This is a genomic window from Pseudomonas sp. Z3-8 (genome assembly GCF_051131975.1).
Classification (GTDB): Bacteria; Pseudomonadota; Gammaproteobacteria; order Pseudomonadales; family Pseudomonadaceae; genus Aquipseudomonas.
The window spans coordinates 1,214,310-1,229,825 of the sequence record NZ_CP071643.1 but is presented as its reverse complement, the minus strand read 5'-3'; the positions used below and the strand labels follow the sequence as shown (position 1 = coordinate 1,229,825).

Below are 15,516 nucleotides of genomic sequence, written 5' to 3'. Positions count from 1 at the left end.
ATACCAAACCCCTAATGGGAAAGGATCTGTGGCAAGGAAGAACGGGTGGTAGGAAAAAACCCGTGGCGAGGGAGCTTGCTCCCGCTTGAGCGCAAAGCGCTCACAAAAAAGTCACTGCCTACACCGATACTCCGAGTTGCCACCGCCAAGGCATAAACCACCACCCCACCCTCTTCACCCGGTCACCAAGGATTTCACCTCATGGAATTGCTGTTGGAAACGGTCGCTCTTTACTCGCTCAAGCTGGCTTATGAGACGGAGGGTCACAGCCCGATTCTGCGGGATGATCCGTTGATGGGGGGTTGTGATCGGGAGGTTTTTGGGTTGTTGGTGAGGCGGGGGGATTTGGTTGGGATTCAGGGGGAGATTGGGCGGTGTTTGGGTTTGGCGTTGGGGGCGGTTGGTGGGGTGGATTCGGTGCTGGGGCGGGAGTTGGGGCGGTTGGCCGACGACTTCTGGGCTTCGCAAACCGTAAATGAGCTATGTACCCCGCTGAACGCGCTCAATGTCTATCTGAAAAATATCCAGTAAATGAAGTCCTACCCAAGAGCAGGTATTAGCTGGAAAAAATTAGGGTTAGGATGAGGCGAGCCAGTCTTTGAGATCAGTGGCAAACTCTGGCTGGTACGAATGACAGTGGTCTGAGATGCGACAGGCGACCCTGCTTAAGGAATCAGGCGACAATGAGCAAGAAAAAACCCATCAGCCGGTTGACGATCAAAGGTTTCAAATCCATCAAAGATCTGGATGGTCTGCACCTCGGCAGCCTGAACGTACTATTGGGTGCAAACGGTGCCGGTAAAAGCAGCTTTGTCTCCTTCTTTCGTATGCTCGGCGAGATGATGGAGTTGCGATTGAAAAAATGGACAACTCAGCAAGGCTCCGCTGATCGTATTGTCAGTTTCGGAGTGAAAGAAACTCAGAAAGTCGAGTCCTTCGTGAAGTTTGGCTTGAATGGCTATCGGTTCGAGCTGGAGCCCACGGTAGAAGGCGACTTTCTATTTTCGAATGAATGGCTTTTTTTCGATGGACCTCTGTACGGAGAACAATGGATTCCGCTTGGCTCAGGACATAAAGAAGCAAAACTCAAGGACGCATTCGACTCCAAAAGATTTATAGCGCCCTATAAAAATGACGCGGTAGTTTACTGTTACGAATCGATCTCCAGCTGGAAAGTATTCCATTTCCACGACACCAGTGACATGGCCAGCGTCAAGCGCTTTGGCCCCGCGCACCTCAACGATTATCTGCGGTCCGACGCCTCGAATCTCGCGGCTTATCTGTATCGTCTAGCCGTAGAAACGCCGGATGTCTATGAGCAGATTCGCAAGACTGTTCAGTTGGCTATACCATTTTTTGATGATTTCGTGCTCAAACCTCGACGATTGGATACGGAAGAAGAGCTGATTAATCTACAGTGGCGTCAAAATGACAGCGACTACGTCTTTTGGCCTAGTCAGCTATCGGACGGCTCAATCCGCTTTATGTGCCTAGTTACTGCACTACTGCAACCCGATCCTCCGTCGACCATAATCATTGATGAACCTGAACTAGGCCTACACCCGTACGCCATTACATTATTGGGATCTTTGCTACGGTCGGCCTCGACGAGGATGCAGGTAATTGTCTCAACCCAGTCTGTTCCCTTGGTGAATGAGTTCCCCATCAGCGATCTGATCATAGTCGAACGCGAAAAAGGGGCGACGGTATTCAAACGACTCGACGAGGGCGAATTTGATATCTGGTTAGAAGATTATTCAGTGGGTGAACTCTGGGAAAAAAACATCCTTGGCGGGAGGCCGCGTAGATGATTCGAATACATGTCATCTGCGAGGGTCAGACTGAGGAAATGTTCATTAATGAAGTGCTTGCCCCAGCCTTTCACCATATGAACATTTATCTTGTGCCAGCTTTGATAGGAAAACCGGGACACAAGGGCGGTAACTTCCGCTTTGAGCGCTTGCTTACTGATGTTGAAAAACGGCTGCTCGGTGACCGCCAGGCCTATTGCACTACTTTCTTCGATTTCTATGGCTTGCCCGAGGCGTTTCCCGGCAAGAAGGAAGCGAGCAACAAAGAAACCATGGATGCCAAGGCCGATTGTTTGCTGGAGGCCATGACAGACAAGCTGCGACAAAAGCTCGGTGACGAGGTAATGCGCCGATTCATTCCCTATGTCCAGATGTACGAATTCGAGGGGTTACTGTTTAGCTGCCCCACGCGACTCGCTCAAGGAATTAATCAACCAGCCCTCGAAGCAAAGCTTCTGCGTATCCGAAACGATTTCGATACTCCGGAAGCCATAAACAATAGTCCGTTGACAGCTCCGAGCAAACGACTTCAGAACCTATACGAAGGCTATGACAAACCTTTGCATGGCTCGCTGGCCGCTATTGAGATTGGGTTACCCGTGATTCGGTCGCAATGCAGCAGATTTAATACTTGGATCAAATGCATGGAATCCTTGCTACCCATCACATAAACGAATGCCAGAGCGTTATAGACCAAGAATCTGAGGCCTTGCCGAGCAAAGAAAAAGAGAGCACAAAAAAGGCCTTGCTGAGCAAGACCTTTTTCCAATCCAAGCGGCACGTAGGGCTGCTGTTCTACCTCCCCTCAACAATATCCAAAGCCCTATTCGCCAACAGCTCACTCAACTCAATCACCTGCAAAATCCCCAACGCAACATGCCGCCTTGACCCTTCCAGATCAAACGCCAAATCACTGATCATCGCGTTCGCCGAAGCCAAGCTCTCGCTCAAATTCGCAAGCAAACACTCCGTATCCACATCAGGATCAATACGAAACAGCGCGCTGGAATTCCCGGGCGTTTCGCCCTCGGGCTTGGGTTTCAGATAGAAATTCAACGCGCGGTTGGTGGCGTCTTCGAGTTTCTTGTTGCGGGCGGATTGGGCGCGGGATACGGATTCGTCTGCCGCAGGTGGGTTTGGAGTTACTTTTGCCATCGTCTTGCTTCCTCTCATTGGAGCCATCACCCGCTCGCTGCTAAACGATGGGAGGCAGCTGTACGCAGGTTAGCAGACCGGGGAAACAAGAAACCGGCGCGTCCGGGGACGCCCTGCGCACAGCCACCATCGAGTGCAGGATGGAATCCCGACTGGATGACGCCTTGCACAACCTGTTTCACCACGAGCTGCTAAACCCGATCACTGATGAGCAGTGACAGGACTCAAACTACCGACGCGGCCCGGGGCGCACAAGCCGGCGGATTCTGGCGTAGTTGTAGGTAAAGGCGCAAGGTGATGTGGGCTTACGGGCGAGGGGCGTCCGGTGTCTGACAGCCCCGGCTGACGCAATGGCCATCCATCGCTCCTGATCCATGAGGCAGCACTCCGGCTCGCCTGGGCGGTTATTGTTTCAGGTCTTCAATCAGCTTGCCGACTGCCAGATCGGACACGCGGGAAAACGCCGCGCGCAGTGCTTCGGGATCGGTGGCGTACTGTTCAGGGGTGTAAGCGAGGGTGTTGCTCTCATTGAATGGCGAGATGGTATTGATGTTGCGCCAAACCGATGTACCGCCGCGCTTCATGAATCCGTTCACGCCAATGACCGGGTAAAGCACGGTGCTGTAGTTTTTCAGGCTCAGCCCCCACTGCATGACCATGATTTCAACGTCGGCGTCCGCTTTCTCGCCTTCGGCGACAATGGTGAACAGCCCTTCTTGCTTGATGCGCCTTTCGAAGCTTTCATGCACCAGCTTGCCCACATCGATACCGTGGGCCTGCATGTTGTTCAGAATCGCTTGGGAAATATCCACCGTCGCGCCGTCTGCCGCCTTGGTGCCCGCGACCGAGCCGGCGCCGGTCAATGCGCTGGTGGCGGCGCTGGATGCTCCGGCCGCCATGCCGGTTGCGGCACCTGCTCCGGCACCCAAGCCTGCTCCCCAGGCCTGGGTCATGCTGGTGTACTTGAAGTTCTGCACGGCAAAGTACACCGGAAGGATCCTGATGGTTTTGATCTGGTGACGGTCTTCGACACTCAACGACTTGGTGACACACCCGGAAAGCAGGGCGACGGAAAGCAAGGCGAGAAACAGCTTTTTCATGGGAGGGAAAACCGATTACATGGATGAATGAAAGCCCTGGGGTGCAAGACCTACCAGTCTTTCAATAGAGGCGGTCTTCTTCCTTCATCCGATAAATCTGACCGAACGTCATGAAAGAGATCCCGAGAAACACTAACGTCAGCAACACCCCGCCAGCCATGATGATGAAGCCAGAGCGATACGTATGAAGCTCGGTGGCGATGCTGCTGATTCGAGGAAACCAGCGTGAGTAAAGCAGCGGAACGTCCCCGCCTACTTCGAACTGATGGTGTTCGTTATAGCGTTGGTCCGCGTAATCGTCTTCGTGGACTTGCTGGCCACTGTCGGTATACCGGTAGTGAATGATCATGCCGTTTTCATTCATGGGAATGCTTTCAAGTTGCGTCACGGTGCCTTTCACCTCGACAGCACTCCATTGAATGGCCCCATAGATGGTCCCGGAGTGTTTTGCCAAGGAGGCCAGGAGCAGCAGCACACAGCAAGCCACGGTCAGCAGAACTATTCGGTTATAGAGATGATCTTTTTCAGCTTCACGTGGGTAGAACATGCTCGATCCTTCGTTTGATGTTTCTTGCGCAACACTATCGGCGTCCTATCCGACTACTTGAATTTTTGAGTCCGTGCTTCGCCCCTTTTGTCAGGGCGCCGGGGATGGGAGATCAGGAGGACTGGTGCTCTTCGGATAAGAAAGATCCCGCTGTACACGCAATGCGGTTCACTTGAGAGAATGATGTACCTGTGGCGAGGGAGCTTGGTCCCGCTCGGCTGCGAACCAGTCGCAACCGGCGGGGGCGTCGTGCCTGATGCTCAGCATTTGGCAGGTTTTGGGCCCGCTTCGCGGCCCAGCGGGAGCAAGCTCCCTCGCCACGGGGTCCGGCGTTTACTCAACTGAGCAGGTAGTAATAAATAGATCTGGTCCCTTTTGGACAGTTTCTGTCAGGCGTTACTGACAGGGCTTCATTTGGCTGGCGTGAGCGGTTGCCCGATGGAGGAAGAGGGGCTGCTGCGCAGCCCAGCGGGAGCAAGCTCTCTCGCCACGGGGTTCAGCGTTTACTCAACTGAGCAGCGTAGTAATAAATAGGTCTGTCCCTTTCTGGACACAGCACCTACCCCGGGCAGCTCAAATGTTCAGGACGAAGCTCAATGGAAAAGAGTGTGGTATTCCTGGCCAGATAGAAATGCTCCTGGTGAAACTTGAACCGACCCATCATCGCCAGGAGCTGCGGTTCCTTGCAGACCAGTTGCTCCAGACCACGCCGTATTCCCGCCTCCATGCTGGCCTTGCGTTCCTCGGAGAGGCTGCTTGCTGCCAAGTCGATCCTGTAGCGGTAGAAGATCGTGTCGCCGTAGATGAAACCGACGTATTCAAGTGTGGTTATCGCATCCACTTGCTTTGGGAGGGTCGCGTCAAACTGGGCGAGGTGCTGGACCAGCTGCGCCTGTTGAGCCACCTTCTCCCGCTCGGCCTTGAGCGCGAAATAGCGTCCAACCCCGGCAATCAGTACCACCGCAGCGATACCCAGATAGAAATTACGCGGGTTGCGCCGCTTCTTCGGCGCTAACTTCATCAACATACTAATGACTCGTCCTGAGCATGAAAAAGTCCCTAGCGAAACCAGGGAACGGCATAGCCTGACACAATCCTCCGACAGCCTATAGCCGTTGCCGCGACAGAATGGTTTTCAAGGCGTCACAAAATATCTCTCCACTCCATCCCCTCCCGCAAAGCCCCCATCCCCTCCAGCAAACGCCCCTCCACTCCCCCACCCCGATAATGCCCACATCCACTCACCCCCAACCGCTGCAACCCGAGCACCGTGTACCTCCCATGAACCTACGCACCTTCATTCGCGGCTATTGCCTCAATTCCAGGCTCGCTACGAATGCGCTGACCCGCCTGCATAAATCCCTTTCTTCCCTGGCCGCCTATCTGGCGCAGCAGGGTTTTGATTCCAGGACTTGGCCCGCGCCCCGTGACGAAGGCGCGCTGGACCGTTACCTCAGCGACGTTTGCCCGGAGCTGGCCGCGACGGTGTTCAGCCATGCCCGCGACGGGGTGATCATGGTCGATGCGTTCGGTCGGATCATCGGCGTGAACGAGGCGTTTACACGGCTTACTGGTTATGGGCAGGACGAGGTGCTGGGGCGGGAGTTGAATTCTCATCGCATGGTGCGGCGGCTCGCGGCGTTTTATGCGCCGATGAAAAATGCGCTGGATTTCCATGGGCATTGGTCCGGTGAGATTCAAAGCAGCCACAAGGATGGCCGGGAGATGACGTCGCGGATCAGCATCAGTGCGGTGCATGACCGTCACGGCAACGTTCAGCACTACGTGGCGCTGTGCAGCGACATGACGCAGATGAAGCAGCGCTTGCAGTTGCTGGAGCGGGATGCGCGGTATGACGCGCTTACGCAATTGCCCAATCGCTTGTTGCTGGCCGAGCGGATGCGCCAGGCGTTGGGAAAGGCGCGCCTGCATCAGCAGAAGGTGGCGATCGCGTTTATTGACCTGGATGGGTTCAAGGCGCTGAACGACAGCTATGGCCATGACTGGGGTGATCGGGTGTTGCAGATTGTCGCGGCGCGGATCAACGCGACGTTGCGTGAGGGCGATACGTTGGCACGCCTCGGCGGTGACGAGTTTGTCGCCGGGCTGGTGGGTTTGCAGGAGGTGGCGGACAGCGAGCCGTTGCTCAAGCGGATGCTGGCGGCGGCGAATGCGCCGATCCTGATTGGTGCGCAGACGGTAGAGATCGCCGCGAGCATCGGCGTGGCGTTTTACCCGGAGCATGGGCTGGAGGTCGATGCGCTGATCAGCAAGGCGGATCAGGCGATGTACCTGTCGAAGAAGGCCGGCGGCAATCGTCTGGCGTTCTGCCCGACGCGGTTCATTTCGGTCAATAGCGAAGTCTGACGGTGGTGCCGAGGGTGCGTTCGCTGCCGGTCATGACGCCGTAGTCACCGGCGCCGAGCAGTGAATACACGGCGGTGATGTAGTTGCGGTCGAAGACGTTGCGCACCCAGCCTTCTACTTCCCAGGCGCGGTCCTGACTGCGCAGGCCGAGGCGCAGGTTGGTCAGGCCGTAGCTCGGTTGATAGCTGCCTTCGCCACCTTCGAGGGTGCCGTAGTAGCCGGTGCGAAAGCTGTAGTCGATGCCGCTGAAAGCTTCCAACCCGTAGGGCAGCGGATGGCTGTGGTCGAGGCCGCTGCTGAGGTTCCATTCCGGCGCGTTGTAGAGCCGGTCGCCGCTGAGGTCGCAGGTCCACTGGCCCGAGGCCGGCGGACACGGCGCGTTGGGGAAGCTGCGGTAGCGCGCATCGCTCCAGGCCAGGCCGAGGCGCCCGGTCACTTGCGAGGTGAGTTGCCAGGCGGAATCCAGTTCGATGCCGCGCAGGCGGACTTTGCCGACGTTGATCAGGTTGTCCCGCAGCGGCGGCGCGAACAGCGAGGTCGGCGGGCTGTAGGTAAGCGCCTGGTAGTTGTCGACGTCGGTCTGGTAGACGGCGAGGTCGAGCAATGCGCGCTCGTCCCAGAAACGCGTTTTCACGCCCAGTTCCAGGGACGTGGCGCGCTCCGGCTCGAAGGTCGGCGCGGTGAACGGGCCGACCACGTCGAAGTTGATGCCGCCGGCCTTGTAGCCCCGCGACCAGCTGACGTAGCCCATGACCGCTTCGCTGAAACGGTAGCTGGCGCTGGCGAGGCTGGAGACGTTGTGTTCTTCGATCGAGTCCTCGCGGTAATAACCACGGCCGAGGGCGATGTCGCGCAGCAATTGTCCACCGGCCTGGAACAGCGGGGGCAAGCCGGTCAGCGGGGCGAGGTTGCTAACGTCGCGGGAGATCAAGCCGTCCTTGCGCTCATGGCTGTAGCGCAGGCCGCCGGTGAGTTCCAGCGGGTCGATCGGGCGCCAGGAGAGCTGGCCGAAAATCGCTCGGCTGTCGCCCTTCTGCTCGCCGTCGAAATGTTGTTGGGCGCCATTGAGCAGCATCGACGGCACCTGCCTTGGATTGGTGAAATTGATGCCGAAGAGTTTTTTCAGTTGGTCGAGTTGATCGCCGACGAACCAGGGCGCGGCGTCCTTGCCGAATTCGGCATCGATCTCACGGTCGAGCTGCTGGCGCAGATAGTAGAGGCCGGCGACATATTCGACGGACGAACCGGCCGTGCCGGACAGGCGCCATTCCTGGCTGAACTGTCGATGGCCGAGCTCGGTTTCGGACTGGGCCACCGCCAGCGCGGTGCTGTCGCCGTCGCGGGTGGCGCGGTAGTCCCAGTCGCGATAAGCGGTGATGCTGGTGAAGCGCATCGCCTCGTCGAGGTCCCAGTTCAATTCCAGTGACACGCCGTTCTGCAGGGTTCGTGGACGGCCCGGCGCGTCGATGCGGGTCTCGCGTTTGTAAGGGTCGGGCTCCGCCAGCGGATAACCGACGAACTGGTCGCGCTTGCGGGTTTGCTGGCTGTAGTGATTGGCCAACAGGACGTTGCCGGCTTCGTTTTGCTCGGCGTAGTCGGCGATCAGGCGAGCACTGAAATCGGTGTTCGGCGTCCACAACAGTTGGCCGCGCAGGCCTTGGCTGTCGGCATCGCCGAGGCGGCTGCCGTCTTGCAGGTTTTCGACGCTGCCCTCGGAGGCGCTGTCGAAAACGTTGATTCGGCCGGCCAGCACGTCGTCCTGCAGCGGCCCGGAAATCGTCCCGCGAAACTCACGCAAACCGCGCTCGCCATAGCTGGCTTCCAGGTTGGCTTCAGGCTGGAAGGTCGGCTGGCGGGTGATGATGTTCAGGGCGCCGGCGGTGGTGTTCTTGCCGAACAAAGTGCCTTGCGGCCCGCGCAGGACTTCGATGCGCTCGATGTCCATCAGCTCGGTGAAGGCCATACCCTGGCGCGCCTGATAGACGCCATCGACATAGGTGCCGACGCTGCCTTCCAGGCCATCGTTGTAGGCGGTGGCGCCGAAGCCGCGCAGGCCGAAACCGGCGTAACGGGCGTCATGGCCGGAGACGATCAGGCCGGGCACGCGCTGTTGAATGTCTCGAAGCGAGTGCAGGCCGGCCTCGTCCAGCTGTTCGCCGTAGAGGACGTTGATCGGAATCGGCACGTCCTGCGGGTCTTCTTCGCGGCGTCGGGCGGTCACCGTGGTTTCGTCGAGCGTGAGGGCGCCGGGCGCCTCTTGGCCGGCAGTCGCCACCGTCCAGGGCCATGCCGAAAGACTGCCGATCAGGAGCAACCGGTAACTCAAACCCGGCATCCTAGAACTCCCGAGCCAACGCACGACGCGCCGTGTCCGGGCAGGCCAGTGCCTTGACCCACGCCAGCAGTTCGCGGCTGTCGGCGGGTTTGAGCAATACCGCATTGAACTCCAGATCCTCTGGATAATCCTGCGGCCTGCGTGGCGGCACCGCCGAATAAAGCATCACGGGCAGAGGGTGCCGGCGCTTGCGCACTTGTCGCAGCAGTTCCCAACCGTCCATGCCGGGCATCATCTGGTCGCTGATCAGCAGGTCGACCGGTTGTTCCGCCAGGCAGGCCAAGGCCGCTTCGCCGTTGGTCGCGATGCTCACGTCAAAGCCGTAGCCGGCCAGCAGATCGTAGAGCCACTCGCTGTTCTGCTCGATGTCGTCCACCAGCAGCACATGCTTGCCATGGCCATCAAACGGCGCGGCGTTGTTGTCGACGATGCCGTTTTCGAGCTCGTGTTCCTCGGCGCATTTGAGTTGCAAGCGAAAACTGAAGTGACTGCCCTGCCCGGTGGCCAGGGGTTCGAGGCGGCTGTCCATGCGTTCGAGCAATTGCGTGACGATGGACAGACCAAGCCCGCTGCCTTCGTAGCGCTGCGCATTGCGGCCGCGGCGGAACGGTTGCAGCAGTTGTTCGAATTCTTGCGGGTCGATGCCGATGCCGCTGTCGATCACGTTGAAGTGCAGTTCCACGGTGCCGGCGCTGGCGCCTGGACCTGCGCTCACTTCGAAGCGGATCTGGCCATCGCGGGTGAATTTCGCCGCGTTCGCCAGCAGGTTCATCAGCACCTGCCGAAGGCGTTTGAAGTCGGCTTCCACCAGCGGCGGCAGGTCATCGGCCAAGTTCGCCTCGAAAGTATTGCCCTGGCGCGCGGCGAGGAAACCCGCCTCATCTGCGATCTCGTGGAGGAAGCCGTACAGGTAGCCCGGTGCGAGGGTCAGTTGCATCTGCTCCAGCTCGCCACGGGAAAACTCGAGCATTTCGTCGATCAGCTCCAGTTGCTGGCGGGCGTTGCGCTCGATCGTCGCTTGATAGTCGCGGTTGGGCCCGGCGTGCAGCAGGCGTGCGTAGTCGATGATGCGCACCAGCGGCGAACGCAGGTCGTGGCTGATCCGCGCCATCAACGCGCTGCGGGCGGCCAGCGATTCACGCAGTTGCGAGGTGCGCAGCGCCACGGTGCTTTCCAGCCGTTCGTGTTCGGCCTGGCGTTGTTGTTCGAGGGTGGACAGGGCGTGCTTCTCGCGGTTGCGGCTGCGGGCAACTTCCATGAGCAACGTACACACCAGCAGGACCACGCCGGCCAAGGTCGACGACAAGCTGTACTTGCTTTGCGGCGACTGCCAGGGCAATTGTTCCTGAGGGAAAAAGATCCGCATCAGCAGTTGCCCAAGCAATAGCGCCGGCACCAGCCAGGCCATCCAGCTGTAGCTCAGGCGCGCGCGCCAGGCCATGAACAGCGTGACGAGCAGCACGCCATAAAAACTGAACAGGGCCACCTGAACCATCTGCGCGCCCTGGACCGCATCGACCTTGAGCCACCAGAGCCGGCCGAAGATGCAGCCCAGCAGCGGAACCCAATAGCTCCAAGCGATGATCCTGGGCAGTTGGGATACCTGCAACAACACGCGGAAGTAGGCCAGAAACAGGACGAAAGAGATCGCGCTGGCGCAGGTCAGCAGCTCACGCGTCCAACCCAGCGCGCTCGGCCAGTAGATCAAATATCCGTTGAGGATGCAGGTCAGCAGGATATAACTGAGGACCGCGCCGGCGTTCACGCTGAGCAGTCGCGAACGGAGGATCCAGCCGACGATCAGGCCGAACGGGACGACCAGCAGGACGATGCCGAGGGTGAGCCCGTCGCTCAGGTACGTCTGTTGCTGACTGCGCAGCAGCGCCGCTTCGGACCACAGTTCCGGCTCCAGCAGCATCTGGAAGTTGCTCTTCACCCGGACGAACACCGTGGTGCTCTGCCCTGCCGCCAACGTTACCGGAAATGCCGGCTGACGCGCCGCTGGCTGCGGCCATTCGGCCAAGGGATAGGCGCCGCCGGCATGGGCGTCATGCCCCGGCTGGTAGACGCGAATGTCTTCCAGGCGCGGCGCCCCGACGACCAGCATGCGCGAGCAGGCCTCAGCGCTCGAATTGGTGAACTGCCATTTCAACCAGAACGCGGACCGGCTATAGCCCTGGGTCGGCCAGTGCGCGGTTGCAGAGTTGAAATCATTTTCGGGCAGCTGGGCGACTTGTTCCAGGCTCAGGCTGGCCTGGGCGTCTTCGAAAATCTGCGCCGAGGGCATCAGGTCCAGTTGGTCAGCGCGGCAGATATCCACAGGCGCCGCGCGCAGCAGGCCTGTGGATAACAACGTTATTGTCAGCAAGAAAAACTGTAGTAGCCGCATCAGGCGCGCCCGGCCGACTCGATTTCGCTGGTGCCCAGGGTCTGCTGGCGAAACTGACTGGGCGTCATGCCGATTCGCTGGCGGAACGCCGTGGTGAAATTGCAGGCGTTGCGAAAACCCACCAGTTCGGCGACGTCTTGCACGCTCATGGCGCTTTCGGCGAGCAGATCCTGGCCGCGCCGCAAGCGGGCGTCGCGGATATAGGCAAACACGGTCATCCCCAGGTGTTCGCGAAAAATCGCCGAGAGGCGTTTTTCATGGGTGCCGACTTTTTGCGCGAGGATGCCGAGGGACGGCATGTCGTCCAATTGGTTTTCGATCAGGCGCATCGCCGCGCGCAGCACGATTTCATCGCCTTGCGGTTCCGGATCCGCCGGCCTTTCGTGGAGAGCCGGTGGTGCTCGCCAGGTCAGTTGCAGGTGGATCTTGATCCGCGCCAGCACTTCTTCGGGAGCGCAGGATTTGGGGATGTAATCGACCGCGCCGACCGTCAGCCCTTCGAGGCGCTCCAATGAAGTATTGGCCGATGACAGGAACAGGATCGGCGTCTGCCGTGTGGCCGGTGCCTCGCGCAACAGCCGGCACAGGCTGAAGCCATCCATTTGCGGCATGTGCACATCCAGCACGATCAGGTCCGGGCGCAGGGCGAGTGCCCTTTGATAGCCTTGGTAGGCATCGCTGGCCAGGGAGATGCGCCAGGGCTGGGTCTTCAACAGGATGAGCGTGGCGCGGATGTCTTCAGGGACATCGTCGATCAGCAGAATATGCGGCAACGCGTCGGACACCGCCGAGCCCCCCGCCGCCGCTGCCGGCCTTTCGTATCGTCCGTTGTCCATTCGCCAGGTCTCTTGTTGTGTTCAGCCAGGTCACTGTCGCGAATTGCCAAGCGAGGAATTATGTACCGGGCCGGCAACAAATCGATATAGCGGCAGGTTAAGCGAGAACTGAAGCTATCAAATTTTTGAGGGGCGATAAACGGTCGTACGATTTGGGCGTTCACTGATGCGGGGGATGCCGTTCGCTAAACCCCGTGGCGAGGGAGCTTGCTCCCGCTGGGCTGCACAGCAGCCCCAAAGCAGCAAACCCAATTTACCTGACACACCGAGGTGCTGGTTCAGGGGCCGCTGCGCAGCCCAGCGGGAGCAAGCTCCCTCGCCACGGGGTTAGTGTGAATCCTTGAATGAACAGTGTTGCCACCGCCGATTCGCGGGCAGGCCCGCTCCCACAGGGATTCGGTTTCTTTTTCAAATCCGGTGGAGGGATGGCAAGCACGATTGGCTGCGCCTGGACATCAGCCCAGGCGAGTTTTGATTGAAACCAACAGGCGAGATGGCCGACGCAGTTAATGCCGTTCACTCAACCCGTGGCGAGGGAGCTTGCTCCCGCTGGGCTGCACAGCAGCCCCAAAGCAGCAAACCCAATTTACCTGACACACCGAGGTGCTGGTTCAGGGGCCGCTGCGCAGCCCAACGGGAGCAAGCTCCCTCGCCACGGGGTTAGTGTGAATCCTTGAATGAACGGTGTTACCACCGCCGATTCGCGGGCAGGCCCGCTCCCACAGGGATTCGGTTTCTATTTCAAATCCGGTGCAGGGATGGCAAGCACGATTGGCTGCGCCTGGACATCAGCCCAGGCGAGTTTTGGTTGAAGCCAACAGGCGAGATGGCCGACGCAGTTGATGCCGTTCACTCAACCCGTGGCGAGGGAGCTTGCTCCCGCTGGGCAGCGCAGCAGCCCCAAAGCAGCAAACCCAATTTACCTGACACACCGAGGTGCCTGGTTCAGGGGCCGCTTCGCAGCCCAGCGGGAGCAAGCTCCCTCGCCACGGGGTTAGTGTGAATCCTTGAATGAACGGTGTTACCACCGCCGATTCGCGGGCAGGCCCGCTCCCACAGGGATTCGGTTTCTATTTCAAATCCGGTGCAGGGATGGCAAGCAAGATTGGCTGCGCCTGGACATCAGCCCAGGCGAGTTTTGATTGAAACCAACAGGCGAGATGGCCGACGCAGTTGATGCCGTTCACTCAACCCGTGGCGAGGGAGCTTGCTCCCTCGCCACGGGGGCTTTATGCAATCAGAAGGAGTAGCCGATCTGAGCGAGCAGTTGCGGGTTTTCCTGGCGTGTATCGCTTTGCGCTTCGCCGCCGGAGTGGCGCCACGCGACCGTTGCGTCGAACGACAGCTGGCCGTATTGAGCGCGCAAGCCGACACCGCCGCCGGAGATGCTGCGGGTGTTTTCCTCATCGGCCCACTCGTTGTGGTTGATGCGCACCTTGCCGGCGTCCCAGAACAGGTAAGGCGTGAGCTTGTCGATCGGGTAGCGAAGCTCGATCTGGGTCAGCATGCCTTCGTCGCCCGAGCCTTCGCTTTGTGGATAAGCGCGTACGCCATCGATACCGCCGAGGCTGAAATCTTCTGAGGAGTCGAGGTTGTCGTTGCTCCACTGGCCGAGGAAACGGGCGAAGAGCGTGAAGTTGGCTGGCAGCGCTTGCAGGCGGGCGAGGTCGACATTCACTTTGCTGAAATCGCCTTCGGTCTGGGCAGTCTGACGGTCGCCTTCGCGCAGGGCCGAATCCAGCTTCAGGTCACCGTAGGTCAGCGTTGCGCCGCCGTAGGTGATGCCGCCGCCGAACAAAGTGTCCCTGACGTCAAACTGCAAGCTGATGGGCAGCGAGTTGCTGCTTTTTTCAAAGCTCAGGCCGAGCACTTCGTATTTGTCTTCAAGGTCCTTGTGCTGGTACTGCCCGGCCAGCATGAGGTTCGCCTGGTTGCTGCGCAGCAGTGGATAGCTCAGGCCGATGCTGCTGACTTCGGCAGTACCGGTCGCACCCAGGTCGGCGAATTCGGCGCCCAGGTCATAAGAGCTCTGGGCGTAACCGACGTTGCCACGCAGGCCAGAGGTGCCCAGTGGCATCGAGTAGCCGAGACTGCCGAAATACAGGTCTTCATCGGTGGCCATCACCGCGGCGCTGAGGCGATCGCCCAACATCAGCGGGCTGTTCCAATCGCCTTGTACCGTCAGGCGGTTGCGCCCCGAATAGCGGTTGCCGTGGTTGTCCAGCGTGGCCTTGCCCTCGAAGGCCTCGGTTTTGCTCACCTGGGCATTGAGGTCACCGGTGCCGAGCGCTTCACCCGGACGGATGACCGGGCGCACCGCCACGCCCGGCAAGTCGGAGAGCACCAATATGCTGCGCTCCAGGCGCTCACGCTCGATCACGTCGCCCGGCTGCAAGTCATCCAGGAACGGCTGCGCCTGGGCGGCCAGTTTTGCATCGTCGTTGACGGCGGTGACTTTGCCATAGCGGCCTTCGATGACGGCGATGGTCAGCTCGCCTTTTTCCATGCGTTGTGCCGGCAGGTAGGCGCGTGCGAAGGGGTAGCCTTGCTCGCGGTAGTAAAGCGTGACCTGCCGGGCCACTTCGCGCAGCGCATCCAGATCAAGGGCCTGACCGATGGCCGGGGCAACGACGCGTTGCAGGCTGGCCTCGTCGATGCGGGTGTTGTCGGTGAAGCGCACGGCGTTGAGCTGGACTTTGGCGCCGCCGACTTTTTCCTGTGCCGGCTGTGGTGCCTCGACATCCAGGCGAATGCTTTGCGGCAGCTCCTGCTGCGGAATCGGCAGTTCCTGCAGGATTCGGCCGGCGTCGGGAATCGGGCGTGCCGGCAGGGTCGCCGCCCAGGCCGGAGAAGTGGACAACAACGCCAGACCGGCGGCGCAGGACATCAGTTTGTTATGCATTGGATCAATCTCGAAAAATTCGGCTTGCCTGAGCCCATGACCACGTCCGCGGACGTGGCCAGGGGGCTCCTTCA

Annotated in this window: 12 protein-coding genes; 4 read left to right on the top strand and 8 right to left on the bottom strand. The window is 59.5% G+C overall.

The genetic code is table 11. The features are described 5' to 3' along the window. Nucleotides 1-201 precede the first annotated feature (201 nt). The 3 genes from J3P94_RS05720 (at nucleotide 202) to J3P94_RS05710 (ending at nucleotide 2,482) form a co-directional block, all read left to right on the top strand. Nucleotides 202-531: a hypothetical protein gene (locus J3P94_RS05720; protein ID WP_434571961.1), complete on the top strand. Its 330-nt coding sequence runs from the start codon at nucleotides 202-204 to the stop codon at nucleotides 529-531. 152 nt (nucleotides 532-683) lie between these two features. After that, on the top strand, nucleotides 684-1,811 hold the full coding sequence (locus J3P94_RS05715) for an AAA family ATPase (protein WP_434571960.1): 1,128 nt from the start codon (nucleotides 684-686) through the stop codon (nucleotides 1,809-1,811). Continuing rightward, on the top strand, nucleotides 1,808-2,482 hold the full coding sequence (locus J3P94_RS05710) for a DUF4276 family protein (protein ID WP_434571958.1): 675 nt from the start codon (nucleotides 1,808-1,810) through the stop codon (nucleotides 2,480-2,482). The genes J3P94_RS05715 and J3P94_RS05710 overlap by 4 nt, the downstream gene beginning before the upstream one ends. Nucleotides 2,483-2,606: 124 nt before the next feature. Here J3P94_RS05710 and J3P94_RS05705 read toward each other — a convergent pair whose 3' ends face one another. The 4 genes from J3P94_RS05705 to J3P94_RS05690 form a co-directional block, all read right to left on the bottom strand. After that, complete coding sequence (locus tag J3P94_RS05705) at nucleotides 2,607-2,966, bottom strand: DUF6124 family protein (RefSeq protein WP_434571956.1); 360 nt, start codon at nucleotides 2,964-2,966, stop codon at nucleotides 2,607-2,609. A 404-nt stretch (nucleotides 2,967-3,370) separates the two neighbouring features. Beyond that, nucleotides 3,371-4,066 (bottom strand): hypothetical protein, encoded by a 696-nt coding sequence (locus J3P94_RS05700; protein ID WP_434571954.1) that lies wholly within the window; start codon nucleotides 4,064-4,066, stop codon nucleotides 3,371-3,373. A 61-nt stretch (nucleotides 4,067-4,127) separates the two neighbouring features. Further along, on the bottom strand, nucleotides 4,128-4,613 hold the full coding sequence (locus tag J3P94_RS05695; RefSeq protein ID WP_434571952.1) for a hypothetical protein: 486 nt from the start codon (nucleotides 4,611-4,613) through the stop codon (nucleotides 4,128-4,130). A gap of 559 nt (nucleotides 4,614-5,172) precedes the next feature. Further along, the gene (locus J3P94_RS05690) at nucleotides 5,173-5,640 is read right to left on the bottom strand and encodes a hypothetical protein (protein WP_434571950.1); all 468 of its coding nucleotides are present in this window, start codon (nucleotides 5,638-5,640) and stop codon (nucleotides 5,173-5,175) included. A 254-nt stretch (nucleotides 5,641-5,894) separates the two neighbouring features. Between J3P94_RS05690 and J3P94_RS05685 the strand changes: the two genes are divergently transcribed. After that, nucleotides 5,895-6,980: a diguanylate cyclase domain-containing protein gene (locus J3P94_RS05685; protein WP_434571949.1), complete on the top strand. Its 1,086-nt coding sequence runs from the start codon at nucleotides 5,895-5,897 to the stop codon at nucleotides 6,978-6,980. Here J3P94_RS05685 and J3P94_RS05680 read toward each other — a convergent pair. The 4 genes from J3P94_RS05680 to J3P94_RS05665 all read right to left on the bottom strand — a co-directional run bounded on the left by J3P94_RS05680 (nucleotide 6,964) and on the right by J3P94_RS05665 (nucleotide 15,442). Then, complete coding sequence (locus tag J3P94_RS05680) at nucleotides 6,964-9,315, bottom strand: TonB-dependent receptor (protein WP_434571947.1); 2,352 nt, start codon at nucleotides 9,313-9,315, stop codon at nucleotides 6,964-6,966. The genes J3P94_RS05685 and J3P94_RS05680 overlap by 17 nt on opposite strands. Before the next feature lies 1 nt (nucleotide 9,316). Further along, nucleotides 9,317-11,704, bottom strand: coding sequence for a 7TM-DISM domain-containing protein (locus J3P94_RS05675; protein WP_434571945.1), 2,388 nt, complete (start codon nucleotides 11,702-11,704; stop codon nucleotides 9,317-9,319). Further along, nucleotides 11,704-12,540, bottom strand: coding sequence for a response regulator transcription factor (locus J3P94_RS05670; RefSeq protein WP_434571944.1), 837 nt, complete (start codon nucleotides 12,538-12,540; stop codon nucleotides 11,704-11,706). Before J3P94_RS05670 ends, J3P94_RS05675 begins: the two co-directional genes overlap by 1 nt. Nucleotides 12,541-13,777: 1,237 nt before the next feature. After that, nucleotides 13,778-15,442, bottom strand: coding sequence for a ShlB/FhaC/HecB family hemolysin secretion/activation protein (locus J3P94_RS05665; protein WP_434571943.1), 1,665 nt, complete (start codon nucleotides 15,440-15,442; stop codon nucleotides 13,778-13,780). Nucleotides 15,443-15,516: the final 74 nt, after the last annotated feature.